We start from the raw sequence: 14,999 nt of genomic DNA, 5'->3' as shown, positions 1-14,999 counted from the left end.
GGATAGTTTCCCTACCCCTTGGCTTGCCCACAAACCCGCGTCTCACCTTGCTCAGGTTCAACTATTTCTAGGCAGGAATCAACTAGCAGCTCCTGCGTGCTTTATGCGGGAAGTTTAATCCTCTATGTGAAACACCACGGGAAACCTGTTTTCTTTACTCCCGTTATTCGAATCCTACCGTTCAAACCTTCCCGCGTATGGCCCTGACGCCTGACATTCACGAGAAAATCAATACCTGGCTTACGGGTAGCTACGACGCCGAAACTCAGTCGGCCATTCGCCAGATGCTGGCGGAAAATCAGGAGGATTTCCTTTCCGACGCTTTCTACCGCAACCTGGAGTTTGGTACCGGCGGTCTGCGCGGCATTATGGGCCCCGGCTCCAACCGCATGAACCGCTACACCCTGGGCATGGCGACCCAGGGCCTGAGCAACTACCTGCTCCAGAACTTCCCCGGCCAGGAAATTAAGGTGGCCGTTGCCCACGACTCGCGCAACAACAGCCCCGAGTTTGCCCGCATTGCCGCCGACATCTTCTCGGCCAACGGCATTACGGTGTACCTGTTCGAAGCCCTGCGCCCTACCCCTGAGTTGTCGTTTGCCATTCGCCAGCTGGGCTGCCAGAGCGGCTGCGTGGTTACGGCCTCGCACAACCCCAAGGAGTACAATGGCTTTAAGGTGTACTGGAACGACGGTGCCCAGGTAGTAGCCCCGCACGATAAGAACATCATCCGGGAGGTGGAAGCCATCCAGTCGGTAAGTGAGGTGAAGTTCCAGCCGGAGCCTTCGCGCATTCATCTGATTGGGGCCGAACTAGACGCCGCCTACCTCGCCAAGGTGAAGGAACTGAGCATCAACCCCGCCGCCATCCAGCGCCAGCACGATCTGAAGATTGTGTACACGCCCCTGCATGGCACGGGTATTACGCTGGTGCCTAAGGCGCTGGCCCAACTCGGCTTCACCAACGTGCACGTAGTGGAGGCCCAGGCCACGCCCGATGGTAACTTCCCCACGGTACAGTCGCCGAACCCCGAAGAGAAAGTAGCCATGCAGATGGCCCTGGACCAGGCCAAAGCCCTCGACGCCGACCTCGTGCTGGCCACCGACCCCGACTCGGACCGCGTGGGTATTGCCGTGAAAGACAACAAAGGCGAGTGGGTGCTGGTAAACGGCAACCAAACCGCCGCGCTGCTGACGCACTACCTCCTCTCGGCCCGCAAACAGGCCGGCAAGATGACCGAGCAGGACTTCATCGTGTACACCATCGTGACCAGCGAAGTACTGGGCGACATTGCCCGCGCCAACAACGTGAAGGCCTACCAGACGCTGACGGGCTTCAAGTACATTGCCGGCATCATCCGGGAGCTGGAAGGCCAGCAGAACTACATCGGGGGCGGCGAGGAAAGCTACGGCTACATGATTGGCTCCTTCGTGCGCGACAAGGACGCTATTTCGGCCTGCGCCCTGCTGGCCGAAATGGCCGCCGTTGCCAAGGACCACGGCCACACCTTGTATGAGGAAATGGTGCACATGTACGCCACCTATGGCTTCTACAAGGAGCACCTGATTTCGCTGACCAAGAAGGGCCAGCGCGGCGCCGAAGAAATTCAGGAAATGATGGCCGGGCTGCGCGCCAACCCGCCCCGCACCATTGCCGGCCAGCCCGTAGTGGAGCTGCGTGACTACAAAACCGGCCGCATCCGCGACCTGCGCACCAACCTGGAATCGGAAACCGGCCTGGAAAGCTCCAACGTGCTCCAGTTCATCCTGGAAGACGGCAGCAAAATCTCGGCCCGCCCCAGCGGCACCGAGCCCAAAATCAAGTTCTACTTCAGCGTCCGCCAGCCCCTGGCCTCCGTTGTTGACTTTGACCTGGCCAACCGCCTCGCCGGCGAGAAAATCCAGGCCATCATTGATGATATGCAACTGAAATAAGCCACTTGCTTTTGGTTACTTTGTACCGCTTCACCTAATAACAAGGTGGAGCGGTATTTTTTTAGGTTTTAGCTAACCGTGGTGTGTATTCGTTTTCTACTGTTATAAGTAAGCCTAATCCGTTCTATTGGCTTTACACATGTGGATTGGTAGCTGGCTTTGTCTGGTTGGAACTGAACGTTATAGCGGTTTTACTGCTGACCAGTTGGACGATAATCTCTATGAGCAAAACCGTGCTAGAAGTCTGTATTTCAACGCGGCGCTACCGTTCAGGCCTGCATATACTGGGTATACAGATGGGTAAATGGCAAGAGCTTCCACCACAGGCGGAGCGTGTAGTAATTCGCTATTACTCTGAGTATCATATATCCGGCACTGATAATGGTGGTGAAGAAGCATACCCTCATGCGGAGTACATTGTGCTCCTTTCACAACCCAATACTACAGCTGGCTTTATTATTTATCGGGATTCTAACTACGCACGCGCACAGGACATTGCGTGGCAGCTAGGTGATGTCATGGACCTAGAAGTAATAGAGTTTGACCGTTATAAGCAAAAACAAACGTTGCGGCAAGCTCAGGAACTAACAGCCTAGCTTGTTTCTGTAAGCTTCCGTCGGAAGGTACCTTGTACCTTTCTTTCCTTCAATAAGTGTAATTACACGGCTATCTTCAGTCTCATCCAACGAACCGATTTTATACTCTATTGACCTTCTTTTTCGGCTTTTTCTCGCCACTCGCGGCCAAGGCTTGCCTGGGTAGGTGCTCATCCTCGCCGTCGATATGCTATAAGGCACGGTGATTAAGCAGTAGAATGAGCAGCAAATTGCCTTGTGCACTTCCGGAAGCGAAGCTTGGCAGCTGCTCCGGGCCGGGCTGGTGCGCGGTTACCAGGCCATACGGTGGTGCTAACCTGGAAAGCACGACTGGCAACAGGCCCCAACGTAGCGCACTTTAGCTGCCGCCAGGATGGGGCAGCCTCTACTCCTTTTCCTAAGGAAACAGGCTTACTACTTTTGCCTCCCGGTGCCGATACGCTGTACGAACTCACGGCCAATAACCAGCACGTACTGCTGAATCGCCACCTCCGTGGGTGCGCTACACTAGGCCATACTAGTTACCGCATACTGCAGCTGAGCTTCACGGAGCGCAACGTCCGTCAAGGGCTAATGGATTATAATTAGTGCATGAACCCACAGGGGCAGCCCAACCTACCAACACTTGTGTACGTGGGTATGCATGTAGTGGACGAGCAACTGGCCTAGATTGGTTTCGCAAATAGGCCTTCCTACTCGCGGCCTCGTTCGTTCTTGGTGCCGAGGATAAACAGAATCAAGAGCAGGAAGGCCGCTACCCCCAGGCTGTACCAGGTTACCATAGGTAGGCCGCGGTGGTAGGGCATGGAGGCAGGATAATGGCCCAGTAAACTCAGCCCGGCAAACACAATCATGGCTACGGCTACGGCCGCCAGAATGCTCCGGCTGACCAGCTGATCGGCCTTGCGCAGGAGTAGCTGGTAGCCGCTCAGCTCCACGCGCACCCGCAGCTCGCCGCGGGAGATTTTGCGCATGATCTGCCGCACGTCGGTGGGTAGGGTCTGGAGCAGGGCCAGCAGCTGGGTACCAGTGTAAAGGGCTTCGTTCTGGATGTTCTCGGCCGAATACTGCTCGGCAATGATGCGCGCCCCGTAGGGCCGTACGAACTCGAAGGTATTGAAGCGCGGATGCAGCACCTTGCCAATGCCTTCCAGAATCACGAGGGCCCGCAGAATCAGGAATACGGCACCGGGCACCTGCAGCTTATAGCGGTAAATAACGCCCTGCAGCGCATCAGCCAAATCCGACATGCTCATTTCCTTGACATCGAGGGTAGCGAAATCCTCGATGAGCTGGGCCAGGTCGGCCTCGAAGGCGCGCATGTCCGGTATTTCCGAGGTCAGGGCCAGGCGGCGGAAGTTCAGGGCCATGCCGCGCGCGTCCTGCCGGGCCATGCCAATGAACACTCCGGCAAAGGCGTACTTCTGCTGCTTGGTCAGCCGGCCTACCATCCCGAAGTCGATGAGCACCAGCGTGCCGTCGGGGCGCACCAGCACGTTGCCGGGGTGCGGGTCGGCGTGGAAGGCCCCGAACTCGAAAATCTGGGTCAGGTAGATGTCCATGCCGGTTTCCGCTACCTGCTCGGGGCTCAGGCCCCACTCCAGCAGCTGCACCTTGTCGGTGATTTTGCAGCCGCTGACAAACTCAATCACCAGAATCCGGTTGGTGCTCAGCTCCCGGTAAGGCCGCGGGATATAGAAGGTCTCGTAGCTTTCGTAGAGCTTACGAAACTGCTCCATGCTGCGGGCCTCCGAGGTATAGTCCAACTCCTTGGTCATGCTCCGCTCGAAGGCATCCACAATATCCTGGGGGTTGCTCAGGCCCTGCCGGCGCAGGAAGGGTGCCGTCAGGCGTACCAACTCGTGGAGCAGGCTCAGGTCGGTGCGCACTTTCTCCTGCACATCGGGCCGCTGTACTTTCACCACTACCTTCTCACCCGAGAGCAACCGCGCGCCGTGCACCTGCCCAATGCTGGCCGAGCCGAGGGGTACTTCGTCAAACTCTGCAAACACCTCTTCCAGGGGGCAGCCCAGCTCCTGCTCAATAATCTGGCGGGCCTGCGCCACCGGAAACGGCGGCACGTTGCTCTGCAGCTTCTCAAACTCGTCAATCAGGGGCTGCGGCAGTAAGTCGGCGCGGTTGCTCAGGGCCTGGGCCAGCTTGATGAAGGTAGGCCCCAGCTCCTCAATAATCATCCGGATGCGCTGCCAGCGCGTGGTTTCGAACACGGCGGGCTCCCCATCGGCCCGCGCCCGTCGCCGGCTCTGGGGCACCAGCCGACGCAGGGCAGTGCTCGTCACCACATCCTCGAAACCATAGCGAATAAGGACCTCGGCTACCTGCCGAATGCGCGCAAGGTTGGATATGGTGTTTTTAAACATGGGTAGGCAACGAAGCTACTTGGGACGGAGGGTGGGCCGGCTTCCCAGCTAGTGTGGTAGGCAGGCAGGCTTCCAAGTTCATACTTTTAGCGCACACCGCAGCGAAAACCCCGGCCGCGCACTAACGCAACCGGGGTTTGGGGTAGCTGAGGGGGTAGCACTTACCGAAGCGCCCTCTACGAGAGCTGGCTGCCGGTGCTGGACGTGTTGTCGTTGGGCGAAATGGCCTTCTTAGCCGCTATTTTGTTGGCTTTCTCTTCCGGGCTTTCCGGGGCGCTGGCTTTTTTGGATTTGCTGGTAGTGTTGCCTGATTTGGTGGTCGTGGCTTTTACGGCAGCGGCGGTTTTGGCTGCTGAGGAAGTGCCTTTCACCGAAGTGGAACTTACCTTGGCTGCGGCCGGAGAGGTAGTGCTTTCTTCCTCAGCAGTCGAGTTGCCTCTTACTGTGCGCTTTAGCTCTTCTACCTCGGCGTTGGTAGCCAGGCCGGCCCCTTTCAGCAGACGGGAAGCCAGGCCCTGCACCTGCTTTTCCAGCTCCTTGCGCTTGGTATCCGTGTTTTTCTTGAGGTCGTCCATGATGCGGGCGCCCTCCTGCTCCGAGAGCTTGCTTTCCTGCACCAGTTTATCAATGGTGCTCTGAACCCGCTCGGTGGTGAGCGAGGCCAGGCCCACGCCAGCGTTGATGAACTTCTTAAACAGATCTTCCATGAGGCGGAGTAGTTAGAAAGTGGGTGAGAATGAAAGAAAGAATGGACACACGGAGAAGGTACTTCCGGCCCGAATGAAGGCGCGGCGCACTACCCCTCTACACTACGCAAAGGCAGCTGCAGAGCTAAGCATATAGCTGCTTTTCAGGCACCTGCCATACCGAAACCGTGCCGGCACGCACCGGAAGCTGCCGGGAGCAAGTACGCGTTATGCAGGCGCTGGCTTAGCCCATACCTGCGTGGTAAACTCGGCTACCCGGCGCAGTGCTACCCGTGCTTCGGGCAGGAAGCGCCAGAACAGATGCCACCAATGCACTAGCCCCTCAAAGAGCTGCAGCGTTACGGGCGTACCAGCCTGCCGCGCTTTCTGCACAAACTCTACCACATCATCGCCCAGCACCTCCGCGTCCGATACCTGAATCAGCAACGGGGGCAGGCCCTGCAGATCTGCCCACACCGGCGACACCAACGGAGCGGAAAGCGGCGTTTCGGCAGCGTAAAGCGGAGCCCAGTTACGAATTTCCAGGGCCTCCAGCACCCGGCTTTCCTCCTGGCATACACGCCGTAGCTGGGCCGCAGGCAGCACAAGGTTGGTCCAGGGCGACAAGCCTACGGCAGCCGCGGGCAGTGCTTCGCCGGCGTCGCGCAGGGCTACCAGCAGGGCCAACGCCAAGCCGCCGCCGGCCGAGTCGCCGGCCACCACAATATCGGGGCCGCTGTAGCCCTGGCGTAGTAGCCAGCGGTAGGCCAGCAAAGCATCGTCGAGGGCGGCGGGAAACGGGTACTCGGGGGCTTTGCGGTAGGCAATGGTGAGGGCCGCTACCCCGCATTGCTGAGCTAAGGCTCCTACCAGTGCCCGGTGCGTGTTCAGGGAGCCCAGCACGTAGCCGCCGCCGTGCAGGTAAAGCAGCACCCGTCCGGGGGTGGCGCCAGCGGGCCGAATCCATTCGGCGGCCATGCCTTCTACCGTAACGTCTTCCAGAAACACGTTCCAGGGCATCAGCTGCCCCACCGAAGCCACTTCCAGGGCCAGCCGCATGGCCGCCAGTCCGGGCCGGTGCCGGGCCAGCGGGCCGGTTGCGGCGCTTAGAAATTGCTTGAGCAGAACGTGCTGGGTAGACGGCATCTGAGGTAAAGTAGGAAGTAAGAATCAGGAAAAGAGCATTACTGCATCATAGCAATTTACTTTCTGCCAGATATTTACAAGCAGGAAGCGCCGGTATCAGCAGCGCATTCCTCCTCGCTTGATTCCTTATTCCTGCTTGTTTATCCGGTGCCCTTTGTAGCCGCGAATGGCAATAGGAATCCAGCCTAATACGGGAATAAAGAAGGTGAGGGTGAACGGATTGCGCCATATCATGCGCCAGTAGGCGCCGGGGCTGCGCAAATTCAGGTCGAAGTCGCGGCGGCCGTTATGAACGTACTGCCGCTCAAACTCGCGAAACAGGGCCGGCCAGGCCCAGGGCAGGAAGAACGGGAAGTAGCGCCAGTTTTCCTTGATGCGCTGCCACAACTCCCGCCACTGGTAAGGCCGCTGCCCATAGTGCTGCACGGCGGCGTCCAGCTCCTGCTGCATCTTCTCCCGAATCTGCCCCGACAAGGCTTCGTACTCGGGGCGGGTAAGCTCGGCGGGGGTTTTAGAGGTCAGCTCGTAGGGCCGGATGCGGCGGCCCAGCACAAAGGTGAGTTTGGCCGGAAACGCCATGTAGAAAAACCAGGGCTGCAACAGCACCATCAGCAAAATGGGCCCCACCGGAATAAAGGGAATGCCAATTTTCTTGCTCAAGCGGTTTACCCAGTCCCAGCTATAGGCGTAGGGGTTCAGGTACTCGCCGTTGATGGTGTAAAACGGAATAATATCGGTGCGGTGCTCAATGCCCAAGCGCACAATGCTGGTAGCCAGGCGCTGCAGCTGGTACTTCCGGTTGAACCCCTTCCCGATGCCAGCTACCCCCTCCGGGTACAGCATCAGGTTGTGGTCCTGGTAGTACATCATCGTCTCGAAGTTGAGGGTAGTAGCATCCACGCAGCCGCATTTCTTCCAGAAGTTTTTCACCAGAAACGGGTTCATCAGCACCGACTGGGAAAGCATAGGCGCCGACAGGGGGCGCGGCAGGTGGTGCAGGCTGGGCAGGCGCCGCCACAAGTGCGAAAGGGCCACCATGGCATCCCAGGGGAAGGCCATACCCGAGTGGTTCGAGGCGAACAGCAGGGGCCGGTCGGGGCGGTTGCGCTGGGGAAAATCATCGAAGCCTACGAGCTCCGAGCGAAACCACACCCGGTCCAGCAACTGCAAAATGTTGCGGTCCAGGGTTTCGACGAAGTTCGGATCGAAGTAGTCGTAATAGATATGCTGATTCGCCTGAAGGTGGGGCGGCACCTGAAACTGCGCAGCAGACGAAGGCAAAGCCATGCGGGAAGGGTGGGCGGGCAAGGAAAAGCAGCCGCGGAAAAGCGGCGGGGTTTCTAAGGTAGAGATTTTACCGATGTAGCCGCGGGGCCTGCCTTCGGCGCAGCGGTAGCCTATTTACGCAAAAGCCCGGCAAAAAGGCCACTGCTTCCCGTGGCAGCTACTTCTCATATTTGGCGCTTTAGCCGCAGGGTAGTCGTGAACAGCTCACTGGTAGCCGCTCGCCGCACAATAAAGAGCAGCTGCCGCCCATCGGCCGAGTGCAGCAGGCGGCTAAGCTGGGTTAAGGTGAGCATTTCCGCGGGCATTAGGTTCACCGACAGTATTTCGTCGCCGGGTTGAATGCCGGCGGCGGCGGCCGGCCCAGCGGCTTCTACCCGCAGCACCTTAAACTGGCGAAGTTTGGGACCAGTGGCCAGTACCTCAAATCCGCACATATCATGCTCGAACGGGTCGTGGAAGGTTTCATTGGGCCGCAGCAGCAGCTGGTTGTGCGCATAGTCGATGACAACGGTGAAGCGCTTGAGCAGCTCAAAGCCCAGGTTACCGTTGCGGGGCACATCCACGCGCAGGGCTACGTCGGCAGCATCGGGAAAAGACGTGAGCAGGGCAGGCACGCGGTAGCGCCCCAGCTCCAGGGCCGAGACCCGCCCCAGATAGCCGTTAATGTTCCCATTAAGCCCCCGCCCCAATTGGGTCCGCAGCCGGTGCTGGGGCACTTGCAGGCGGGCATCGGAGGTAGTTTCCAGGGACAGGGCGTGACCAGCGCCGGTATCCAGCACAAGCTTGACGGGCAGGCGGAGCGTATCGTTGAGCTGCACGGGCACGGTCAGGTAGGATTTGCGGCCTTCCATATCCAGCGGAATACGGGCCCAGCGCCGGCCGGCCGGTGGCCGGTAGGTGGCGGGGGCGCGCAGGGTCAGCATTTCGGACACCGGATTTACTTCCACCACGAAGCTTCGGAACACATCGGCCCCCAGCAGCCCGTGCACCGGGGCCCCCACGTAGCCGGACAAGTTCAGCACATCGTCGGAGAGCATAAGAAAGGGCAAAGCGGGTGCTTCCACGCCATCAGCGAGGCGTACGGCCACGGCCGGAATCTGGAACGCCTCCAGCGGGTTTTCCTCCCCGGCTCCCGCCACCAGAAAACGCCCGCCCACCGTCAGGTTCAACTCCTGCCGCAGCCGCGGGTCCGTAATCAGGGAGGTGTTGATGCCCGTATCGAGGATGAAGGTGAAGGGCCCTTTGCCGTTCAGCCACGTCTTTACCAGAATAAGATTGCGCTGCAAGAAGAACGGCACCTTTGCCTGCCGGGCAGCGCCCCGCACGAAGCGAAATGCGGCGGGCTGGGCCGCTGCCGGCACGGCGGCTACGCCCGTGAGCAGCCCCCCCAACAACATAGCTATGCCTACCGCCCAAGCGCGGCTCGAAACCAGCAGAATAACGCACAAGTGCCGAAGCATAACGGTGGGAAACTAGGTCTGGTAAGATAACCAAAAATCCTATTCCGCGCACGTGCCAGGCGTAGCTTCGCGCCCTGCACCAAATCATGCATCAGGCTGCTCCCATGTCCCTTCCGGCAGGTAGTGCAAATGTCCCTGCCGGATAAAGAGTGGCGCCGCCACATTGTTATGATACAACTGTCCCGTACCCAGCCCCTGTGGAAAACCTGGCTGGGCGCAGGAGCCGGCCAGCTGGCTGATGGCGTTCAGGCCCACGTTGGACTCCAGGGCCGATGTAAGCCACCAGCCCAGGCCGCGAGCCTCGGCCCGGGCTACCCATGCCAGGCTGGCCGCCAGCCCGCCCACTAGCGTAGGCTTCAGAATCAGGTAGGCGGGGGCCGTCTGGTCTAGCAGCGCCTGCTGCTGCTCAGGGTCGGTTACCCCAATCAGCTCCTCATCGAGGGCTACGGGCACGGGCGAGTGCCGGCACACCTCGCGCATAGCTGCCCACTGCCCGGCCCGGATGGGCTGCTCGATAGAGTGCAGCTCATAGTGGGCCAACTGCTCCAGCTTGGCCAGGGCCTCGTTGGGGTGGAAGGCGCCGTTGGCATCCACGCGCAGGGTGAGGCGGTCCGGGCCGGCCACAGCCCGAATTTCACGTAGCAGCGCCAGCTCCGTGGCAAAGTCGAGCCCCCCAATTTTGAGCTTCAGGCACGAGTATCCTTCGCCCAGCTTCTTCTCAATCTGCTCCCGCATGAAAGCCGCTTCGCCCATCCAGATTAAGCCATTGATGGGCAAGCCAGCCTCCCCGCGGCTAAACGCAGTATCGTAGAGGCAGTGCCGCCCGCCGCGCCGCAGGTCCAGGGCGGCCGTTTCCAGGGCAAAGCGCAGTGCCGGCCACTCGGGCCCAACTAGCTCAATAGCTTCCTCGGGCAGCAGCTCGCGGAGCTGGCGGCGGTTGAACTCCCGCACGAACCCTTCCAAGGTAACCGCAAAATCCGGCCGGTAGTCGGGACTGAGGCCCGCCAGCGGGGCCGCTTCGCCTACCCCTTCCCGGTGCGGCGAGGCGGAGTCGTGCAGGTGCAGGTAATGAGCAACGTGCTCGGTAAGAGCCCCGCGGGAAGTGCGGGCGGGAAAGTTGAAGTGCAGAACGCGGCGGGAAAGGCGGAGTTGGAGCATGGGCGGATACGCGGGGGCTGAGACGGCAGAACCGCCTCCAATATACGAGCGGGCCCCGGCCGGGGCCCGAAAAGCAAGCGCCGCTCCTACCCCGGAAACCCGAGGCGGGAGCGGCGCCGCGCAGACGACGGAACGGGCAGTACCCGTTCCGTCGTCCACCTCAGCGGGTAGCTTATTCGGCGGCAGTGCCCTGCGTGCCGCGTCCGCGGCTGGCCTGGCCCCCCTTGCGGCCGGCAGCCCGGGCTTCTTCTGAGGTAAAGCGGTGGCCTCGGCCGCTCTGGTGCGAGGCGCGGCCACCTTCGCTGGCAATGCGGCGCTGGGTGGCGGGGTCCATGGCGGCGAAACCGCGCGGACGCTTGGTTACGGGCGTTTCGGCCGGGGCAGTGCGGTTGGCGGATTTGGTGTTCATAGCTCGTAGGGTTGGTAAGTGGAGTAATCCTCCGGTCGGTAACTGGGTTGTCTAACGATGGAGAGTAACCGAAGATGCCCTTGCCAAGCTCAATAACCTACTTTCAAGGGCAAAATACCGCTTTGTACTGAGGAGCTGATCGTACTTATACGCACGGGCTACGTCAAACACGTACCGCCGAGCTTAAGTACTAGCCAAGCAAAACTACCAACCCGGTTTATCGTTTACCTTACGTGCGTTTAGCTGCCGTTACTGCCCTATGAACTCAAGTCCAGCCTCCGTATTACCCTCACCAGACTACCAGCTGTCGGCCGCGGAGCGCTTCCGGGCTGTGCGGCAGCAAACGGAGGCGCTGTGCCGCCCTTTGCTGGCCGAGGACACGGTGGTGCAGCCTGTTATTGATGTGAGCCCGCCCAAGTGGCACCTGGCCCATACCACGTGGTTTTTCGAAACCTTCCTGCTCGGGCCCTACCTGCCTGGCTACACGGTCTATCACCCCGACTACGCCTTTCTATTCAATTCCTACTACAACTCCCTGGGTTCCCGCGTGAACCGCGCCGACCGGGGCACGCTCTCCCGCCCGCCCGTGCAGGAGGTGTATGCCTACCGCGCGTTTGTGGATGAGCAGATGACCCGGCTGCTGGCCTTGCAGGATACCCTACCCCCGGCTTTCCAGGAGGTGTTTGAGTTGGGGCTGCAGCACGAGCAGCAGCACCAGGAACTACTGGTCACGGACATCAAGTACATTCTGAGCACCAGCCCGCTGGCCCCGGCCTACCAGCCCGCACCGGCCCTTGCGGAGGCTGCGGCCGTGGCGCCGCCGGCAAGCTGGCTGCCGGTGCCGGGCGGGGTGTACCGCATTGGCTTTCAAGAAGAAGGCTTTTGCTTTGATAATGAGCAGGCCCCGCACGACACGTACGTAGCAGATTTCGAGCTGCAGAACCGCTTAGTAACCAATGCTGAGTATCTGGAGTTTATGGAAGCCGGCGGCTACCGCGACTTTCGCTACTGGCTGGGCGAGGGCTGGGACCTGGTGCAGCAGCAGGGCTGGGAGGCGCCTCTGTACTGGGTGCTGCAGAGCGGGGCCTGGCACCGCTTCACCCACCACGGCCTGGTGCCCGTTGACCTTGCCGCCCCCGTTACCCACGTAAGTTTCTACGAGGCCGATGCCTACGCCCACTGGCGGGGGTGCCGCCTACCCACGGAGCAAGAATGGGAAGTTGCCGCCCGCCGCTTCCGGCCAGTTCTCACTGGCACCTTCCTGGAAAGCCGCCGCTACGACCCGCAGCCCCTTTCCCCCGACGCCCCCGCTGACCAGTGCCACCAGCTGCTGGGCGACGCCTGGGAATGGACGTATTCGGCCTACCACCCCTACCCCGGCTACCAGCGGGCGGCCGGGGCCCTGGGCGAGTACAACGGCAAGTTCATGGTAAGTCAGCTGGTGCTGCGCGGGGGCTCCTGCGCGACGCCCCAAAGTCATATCCGCCTTACCTACCGCAATTTCTTCCACCCCGATAAACGCTGGCAGTTCACGGGTATTCGCCTGGCTCGCTGAGCGTACGTTCTTTGCCGCTTCTCTCCGACCTCCCGCTGGCGGCCGCCCCACCGGTCCGCTCCGGCAGTTCTCTCGCCTATTTCTATGTCCTCTCCCTCCGCCCCTACTCCCGGATCTTGGCCTGCCCCGGCGGCCGTGGCTTCTGCCGAGCCGCCCCACACGCCTATGCCTACTGCCCCGGCAGCTGCTCCCGGCTTGGCCCAACACGTACAGGAAGGCCTGAGCCGGCCCTTTAAAACGCTGTCATCCATGTATTTCTATGATGACGAGGGCAGCCGTTTATTCCAGCAGATTATGGCTCTGCCGGAGTACTACCCCACCCGCACGGAGTTTAACCTGCTGACCCGGCACCGGGAGGCTATTGGCCGCGCCCTGCGGCCCCAAAACCCTGCCGAACCGTTTTTCCTGCTGGAGCTGGGCGCCGGCGACGGGCTGAAAACCAAGATTCTGCTCCGGCACCTGCTGGAAACTGACGTTCGGTTTACGTACGTGCCCGTCGACATTTCCGAGGCCGCGCTACAGGGACTGGCGGGGAGTTTGCGCGCGGAGCTGCCGGCCCTGCAGGTAGAACCCGTAGTAGCCGATTACGGCGACGCCCTGCGCCTGATGGCCAGCCGCCCGGGCCGCAAGGTGGTGCTGTTTCTGGGCTCTAACATCGGCAACTTTCTGCCCCCGGACCGCCAGGAGTTTTTGCAGCATCTGGTTTTGCCCCTCACCCCCGACGACCGGCTGCTGATTGGGTTTGATTTGCAGAAAGATCCGCGCCTGATCCGGGCGGCGTACGATGACAGGCAAGGCGTCACGGCCCGCTTTAACTTGAACCTGCTGCACCGCCTCAACCAGGAGCTGGGTGCCACCTTCGACCTGGCCCACTGGCAGCACTACACCGATTACGACCCACTGAGTGGGGCGGTGCGTTCCTTTCTGGTGAGCACCCGGGCCCAAACCGTGCACTTTGCCGCCCTAGACTGGCAGGTGGAGTTTGCGGCTTGGGAAATGATTCATACCGAAAACTCCTACAAGTTTACCCGGCCGGGCATTGCGGCAACGGTTCAGGCCAGCGGCCTAGTGGTAGAGGAATTCTTTACCGATGAGCAGGAGTACTTTGCGGATGTAATTCTGCGACCTGAAGCCTAGCCTTGCGGCTGTCGGCGCGCCTTTACTGCACTTCACTGCCACCTGCTCATGTCGTTTCCTGATTCCGCGGCCCCTATTAGCCTGGCTTCGGGCTACGGCTCCTTTTTGCCACCGCCCGAAGCCGTAGCCGCGGCAAGCCGCCTGCTTGAGGCGGGCACACTGCCGCTTTCTGACACTGCCGGGCTCCTGCCCCTGCGCCACGCCGTAGCCACTTCCTGCCAGCAAGCTGGTTCCGCCGTGCAGCCCGATAACGTGGTGGTAACGGCCGGCACCAAAGCGGCGCTGTTTGCCCTGCTCCGGACTGTGCTGCGCCCCGGCGACGAAGTGCTGCTGCCCACACCCAACTGGTTTGGGTTTGGGGAGTTGGTAGCCCGGGCCGGCGGCACACTCCGCCCCCTACCCCTGCACCCCGAGGACAACTATGCCCTTCCGCCCGAGCTGCTGCAGGCCGCCCTTACCCCCCGAACCCGGGTAGTGCTGTTCTCGAACCCCAACAACCCCACGGGCCGCGTGTACTCGCGGGCAGAAGTGGCGGCCTGGCTGGCCGTTACCCGGGAGTTTCCGGAGGTGTTCGTGCTCAGCGACGAAATTTATGACCGCATTGCCTTTGGTGCGTCGCCTGTGCCATCTCTGCTCAGCTTTCCCGATCCGCACGGCCGGCACCTGGTCGTCAATGGGTTCAGCAAGTCTCTGGCCCTGATTGGCTGGGGCGTTGGGTACCTGGTGGCTCCCTTGCCGCAGGCCCGGGCCGCGGCGGCTTGGCAACACGCTACCGCCGGTGCGGTGCCGGCTCCGGCGCAGCACGCGGCCTTGGTTGCTACCGAGCAGGCCCCTCAGATTGCCGCCGGACTGCTGGCGCAGTTGCACGATACCCGCCAGCTTATGCTGCAAGAGTTGACTGCCCTGCCCCGGGTGCCCGCCCTGCAGCCCGAGGCCACGTACTACGCCTTCCCCGACCTGCGCGCCTACCTGCAGCCCACGCTACCGCCTGCCGAGGCCTCAGCGGAGCTGGTAGCCCGCCTGCACGCGGCCGGGGTAACGGTAGTAGATGGGGGAGCCTGCGGAGCGCCGGGCTTTGCGCGCCTCTCCTATGCCCTACCCGAGCCGCAGCTACGGGAAGCGCTGCAGCGACTGCGCGCCGGGCTCGGTAAGCCACGTGCCGCCGGATAGAGGACCCTAATCCAGGGAGCGGAGGCCGTCCCGAGGAGGCCCGGTTGCCACCGCAGCCGGGTGTTGTACCTTTGTGGTTC

At 61.2% G+C, this 14,999-nt stretch carries 12 protein-coding genes; 5 read left to right on the top strand and 7 right to left on the bottom strand.

What is annotated here, in order from left to right; genetic code table 11:
- Positions 1-197 precede the first annotated feature (197 nt).
- The gene (locus tag K3G63_RS00950) at positions 198-1,934 is read left to right on the top strand and encodes a phospho-sugar mutase (RefSeq protein WP_220612229.1); all 1,737 of its coding nucleotides are present in this window, start codon (positions 198-200) and stop codon (positions 1,932-1,934) included.
- A gap of 83 nt (positions 1,935-2,017) precedes the next feature.
- The gene (locus tag K3G63_RS00945) at positions 2,018-2,530 is read left to right on the top strand and encodes a hypothetical protein (RefSeq protein WP_220612228.1); all 513 of its coding nucleotides are present in this window, start codon (positions 2,018-2,020) and stop codon (positions 2,528-2,530) included.
- Between the two features lie 692 nt (positions 2,531-3,222).
- On the opposite strand, the gene K3G63_RS00940 is transcribed toward K3G63_RS00945, so the two are convergent.
- The 7 genes from K3G63_RS00940 to K3G63_RS00910 all read right to left on the bottom strand — a co-directional run bounded on the left by K3G63_RS00940 (position 3,223) and on the right by K3G63_RS00910 (position 11,057).
- Entirely contained in the window at positions 3,223-4,911 is a 1,689-nt protein-coding gene (locus tag K3G63_RS00940) for an AarF/ABC1/UbiB kinase family protein (protein ID WP_220612227.1), read from the bottom strand.
- Positions 4,912-5,087: 176 nt separating this feature from the next.
- Positions 5,088-5,618, bottom strand: coding sequence for a phasin family protein (locus K3G63_RS00935; RefSeq protein ID WP_220612226.1), 531 nt, complete (start codon positions 5,616-5,618; stop codon positions 5,088-5,090).
- A 207-nt stretch (positions 5,619-5,825) separates the two neighbouring features.
- On the bottom strand, positions 5,826-6,743 hold the full coding sequence (locus tag K3G63_RS00930) for an alpha/beta hydrolase (RefSeq protein ID WP_220612225.1): 918 nt from the start codon (positions 6,741-6,743) through the stop codon (positions 5,826-5,828).
- A 126-nt stretch (positions 6,744-6,869) separates the two neighbouring features.
- Positions 6,870-8,030, bottom strand: coding sequence for a hypothetical protein (locus tag K3G63_RS00925; protein WP_220612224.1), 1,161 nt, complete (start codon positions 8,028-8,030; stop codon positions 6,870-6,872).
- Between the two features lie 164 nt (positions 8,031-8,194).
- The gene (locus tag K3G63_RS00920) at positions 8,195-9,490 is read right to left on the bottom strand and encodes an aspartyl protease family protein (protein WP_220612223.1); all 1,296 of its coding nucleotides are present in this window, start codon (positions 9,488-9,490) and stop codon (positions 8,195-8,197) included.
- An 84-nt stretch (positions 9,491-9,574) separates the two neighbouring features.
- On the bottom strand, positions 9,575-10,648 hold the full coding sequence (locus tag K3G63_RS00915; protein ID WP_220612222.1) for an o-succinylbenzoate synthase: 1,074 nt from the start codon (positions 10,646-10,648) through the stop codon (positions 9,575-9,577).
- A gap of 172 nt (positions 10,649-10,820) precedes the next feature.
- Positions 10,821-11,057 (bottom strand): KGG domain-containing protein, encoded by a 237-nt coding sequence (locus tag K3G63_RS00910; RefSeq protein ID WP_220613841.1) that lies wholly within the window; start codon positions 11,055-11,057, stop codon positions 10,821-10,823.
- A 259-nt stretch (positions 11,058-11,316) separates the two neighbouring features.
- Between K3G63_RS00910 and egtB the strand changes: the two genes are divergently transcribed.
- From egtB to K3G63_RS00895, 3 genes are all read left to right on the top strand, one after another.
- Positions 11,317-12,612 (top strand): ergothioneine biosynthesis protein EgtB, encoded by a 1,296-nt coding sequence (gene egtB, locus K3G63_RS00905; RefSeq protein ID WP_220612221.1) that lies wholly within the window; start codon positions 11,317-11,319, stop codon positions 12,610-12,612.
- A gap of 84 nt (positions 12,613-12,696) precedes the next feature.
- Complete coding sequence (gene egtD / locus K3G63_RS00900) at positions 12,697-13,749, top strand: L-histidine N(alpha)-methyltransferase (protein ID WP_259404225.1); 1,053 nt, start codon at positions 12,697-12,699, stop codon at positions 13,747-13,749.
- Positions 13,750-13,797: 48 nt separating this feature from the next.
- On the top strand, positions 13,798-14,919 hold the full coding sequence (locus K3G63_RS00895) for a pyridoxal phosphate-dependent aminotransferase (RefSeq protein WP_220612220.1): 1,122 nt from the start codon (positions 13,798-13,800) through the stop codon (positions 14,917-14,919).
- Positions 14,920-14,999: the final 80 nt, after the last annotated feature.

Origin of the sequence: Hymenobacter sp. HSC-4F20, assembly GCF_019599275.1 — a bacterium.
In the GTDB taxonomy this organism is placed as follows: domain Bacteria; phylum Bacteroidota; class Bacteroidia; order Cytophagales; family Hymenobacteraceae; genus Hymenobacter.
The sequence above is the reverse complement of the archived record's forward strand: the minus strand, read 5'-3'. Positions and strand labels throughout refer to the sequence as shown.

What these genes read in the sequence shown, in the direction of transcription:
- egtD (WP_259404225.1), top strand. Translation starts at nt 12,697, where the DNA reads ATGTCCTCTCCCTCCGCCCCTACTCCCGGATCTTGGCCTGCCCCGGCG.
- K3G63_RS00915 (WP_220612222.1), bottom strand. Translation starts at nt 10,648, where the DNA reads ATGCTCCAACTCCGCCTTTCCCGCCGCGTTCTGCACTTCAACTTTCCC.
- K3G63_RS00930 (WP_220612225.1), bottom strand. Translation starts at nt 6,743, where the DNA reads ATGCCGTCTACCCAGCACGTTCTGCTCAAGCAATTTCTAAGCGCCGCA.
- K3G63_RS00925 (WP_220612224.1), bottom strand. Translation starts at nt 8,030, where the DNA reads ATGGCTTTGCCTTCGTCTGCTGCGCAGTTTCAGGTGCCGCCCCACCTT.
- K3G63_RS00940 (WP_220612227.1), bottom strand. Translation starts at nt 4,911, where the DNA reads ATGTTTAAAAACACCATATCCAACCTTGCGCGCATTCGGCAGGTAGCC.
- K3G63_RS00895 (WP_220612220.1), top strand. Translation starts at nt 13,798, where the DNA reads ATGTCGTTTCCTGATTCCGCGGCCCCTATTAGCCTGGCTTCGGGCTAC.
- K3G63_RS00910 (WP_220613841.1), bottom strand. Translation starts at nt 11,057, where the DNA reads ATGAACACCAAATCCGCCAACCGCACTGCCCCGGCCGAAACGCCCGTA.
- K3G63_RS00920 (WP_220612223.1), bottom strand. Translation starts at nt 9,490, where the DNA reads ATGCTTCGGCACTTGTGCGTTATTCTGCTGGTTTCGAGCCGCGCTTGG.
- K3G63_RS00935 (WP_220612226.1), bottom strand. Translation starts at nt 5,618, where the DNA reads ATGGAAGATCTGTTTAAGAAGTTCATCAACGCTGGCGTGGGCCTGGCC.
- egtB (WP_220612221.1), top strand. Translation starts at nt 11,317, where the DNA reads ATGAACTCAAGTCCAGCCTCCGTATTACCCTCACCAGACTACCAGCTG.
- K3G63_RS00950 (WP_220612229.1), top strand. Translation starts at nt 198, where the DNA reads ATGGCCCTGACGCCTGACATTCACGAGAAAATCAATACCTGGCTTACG.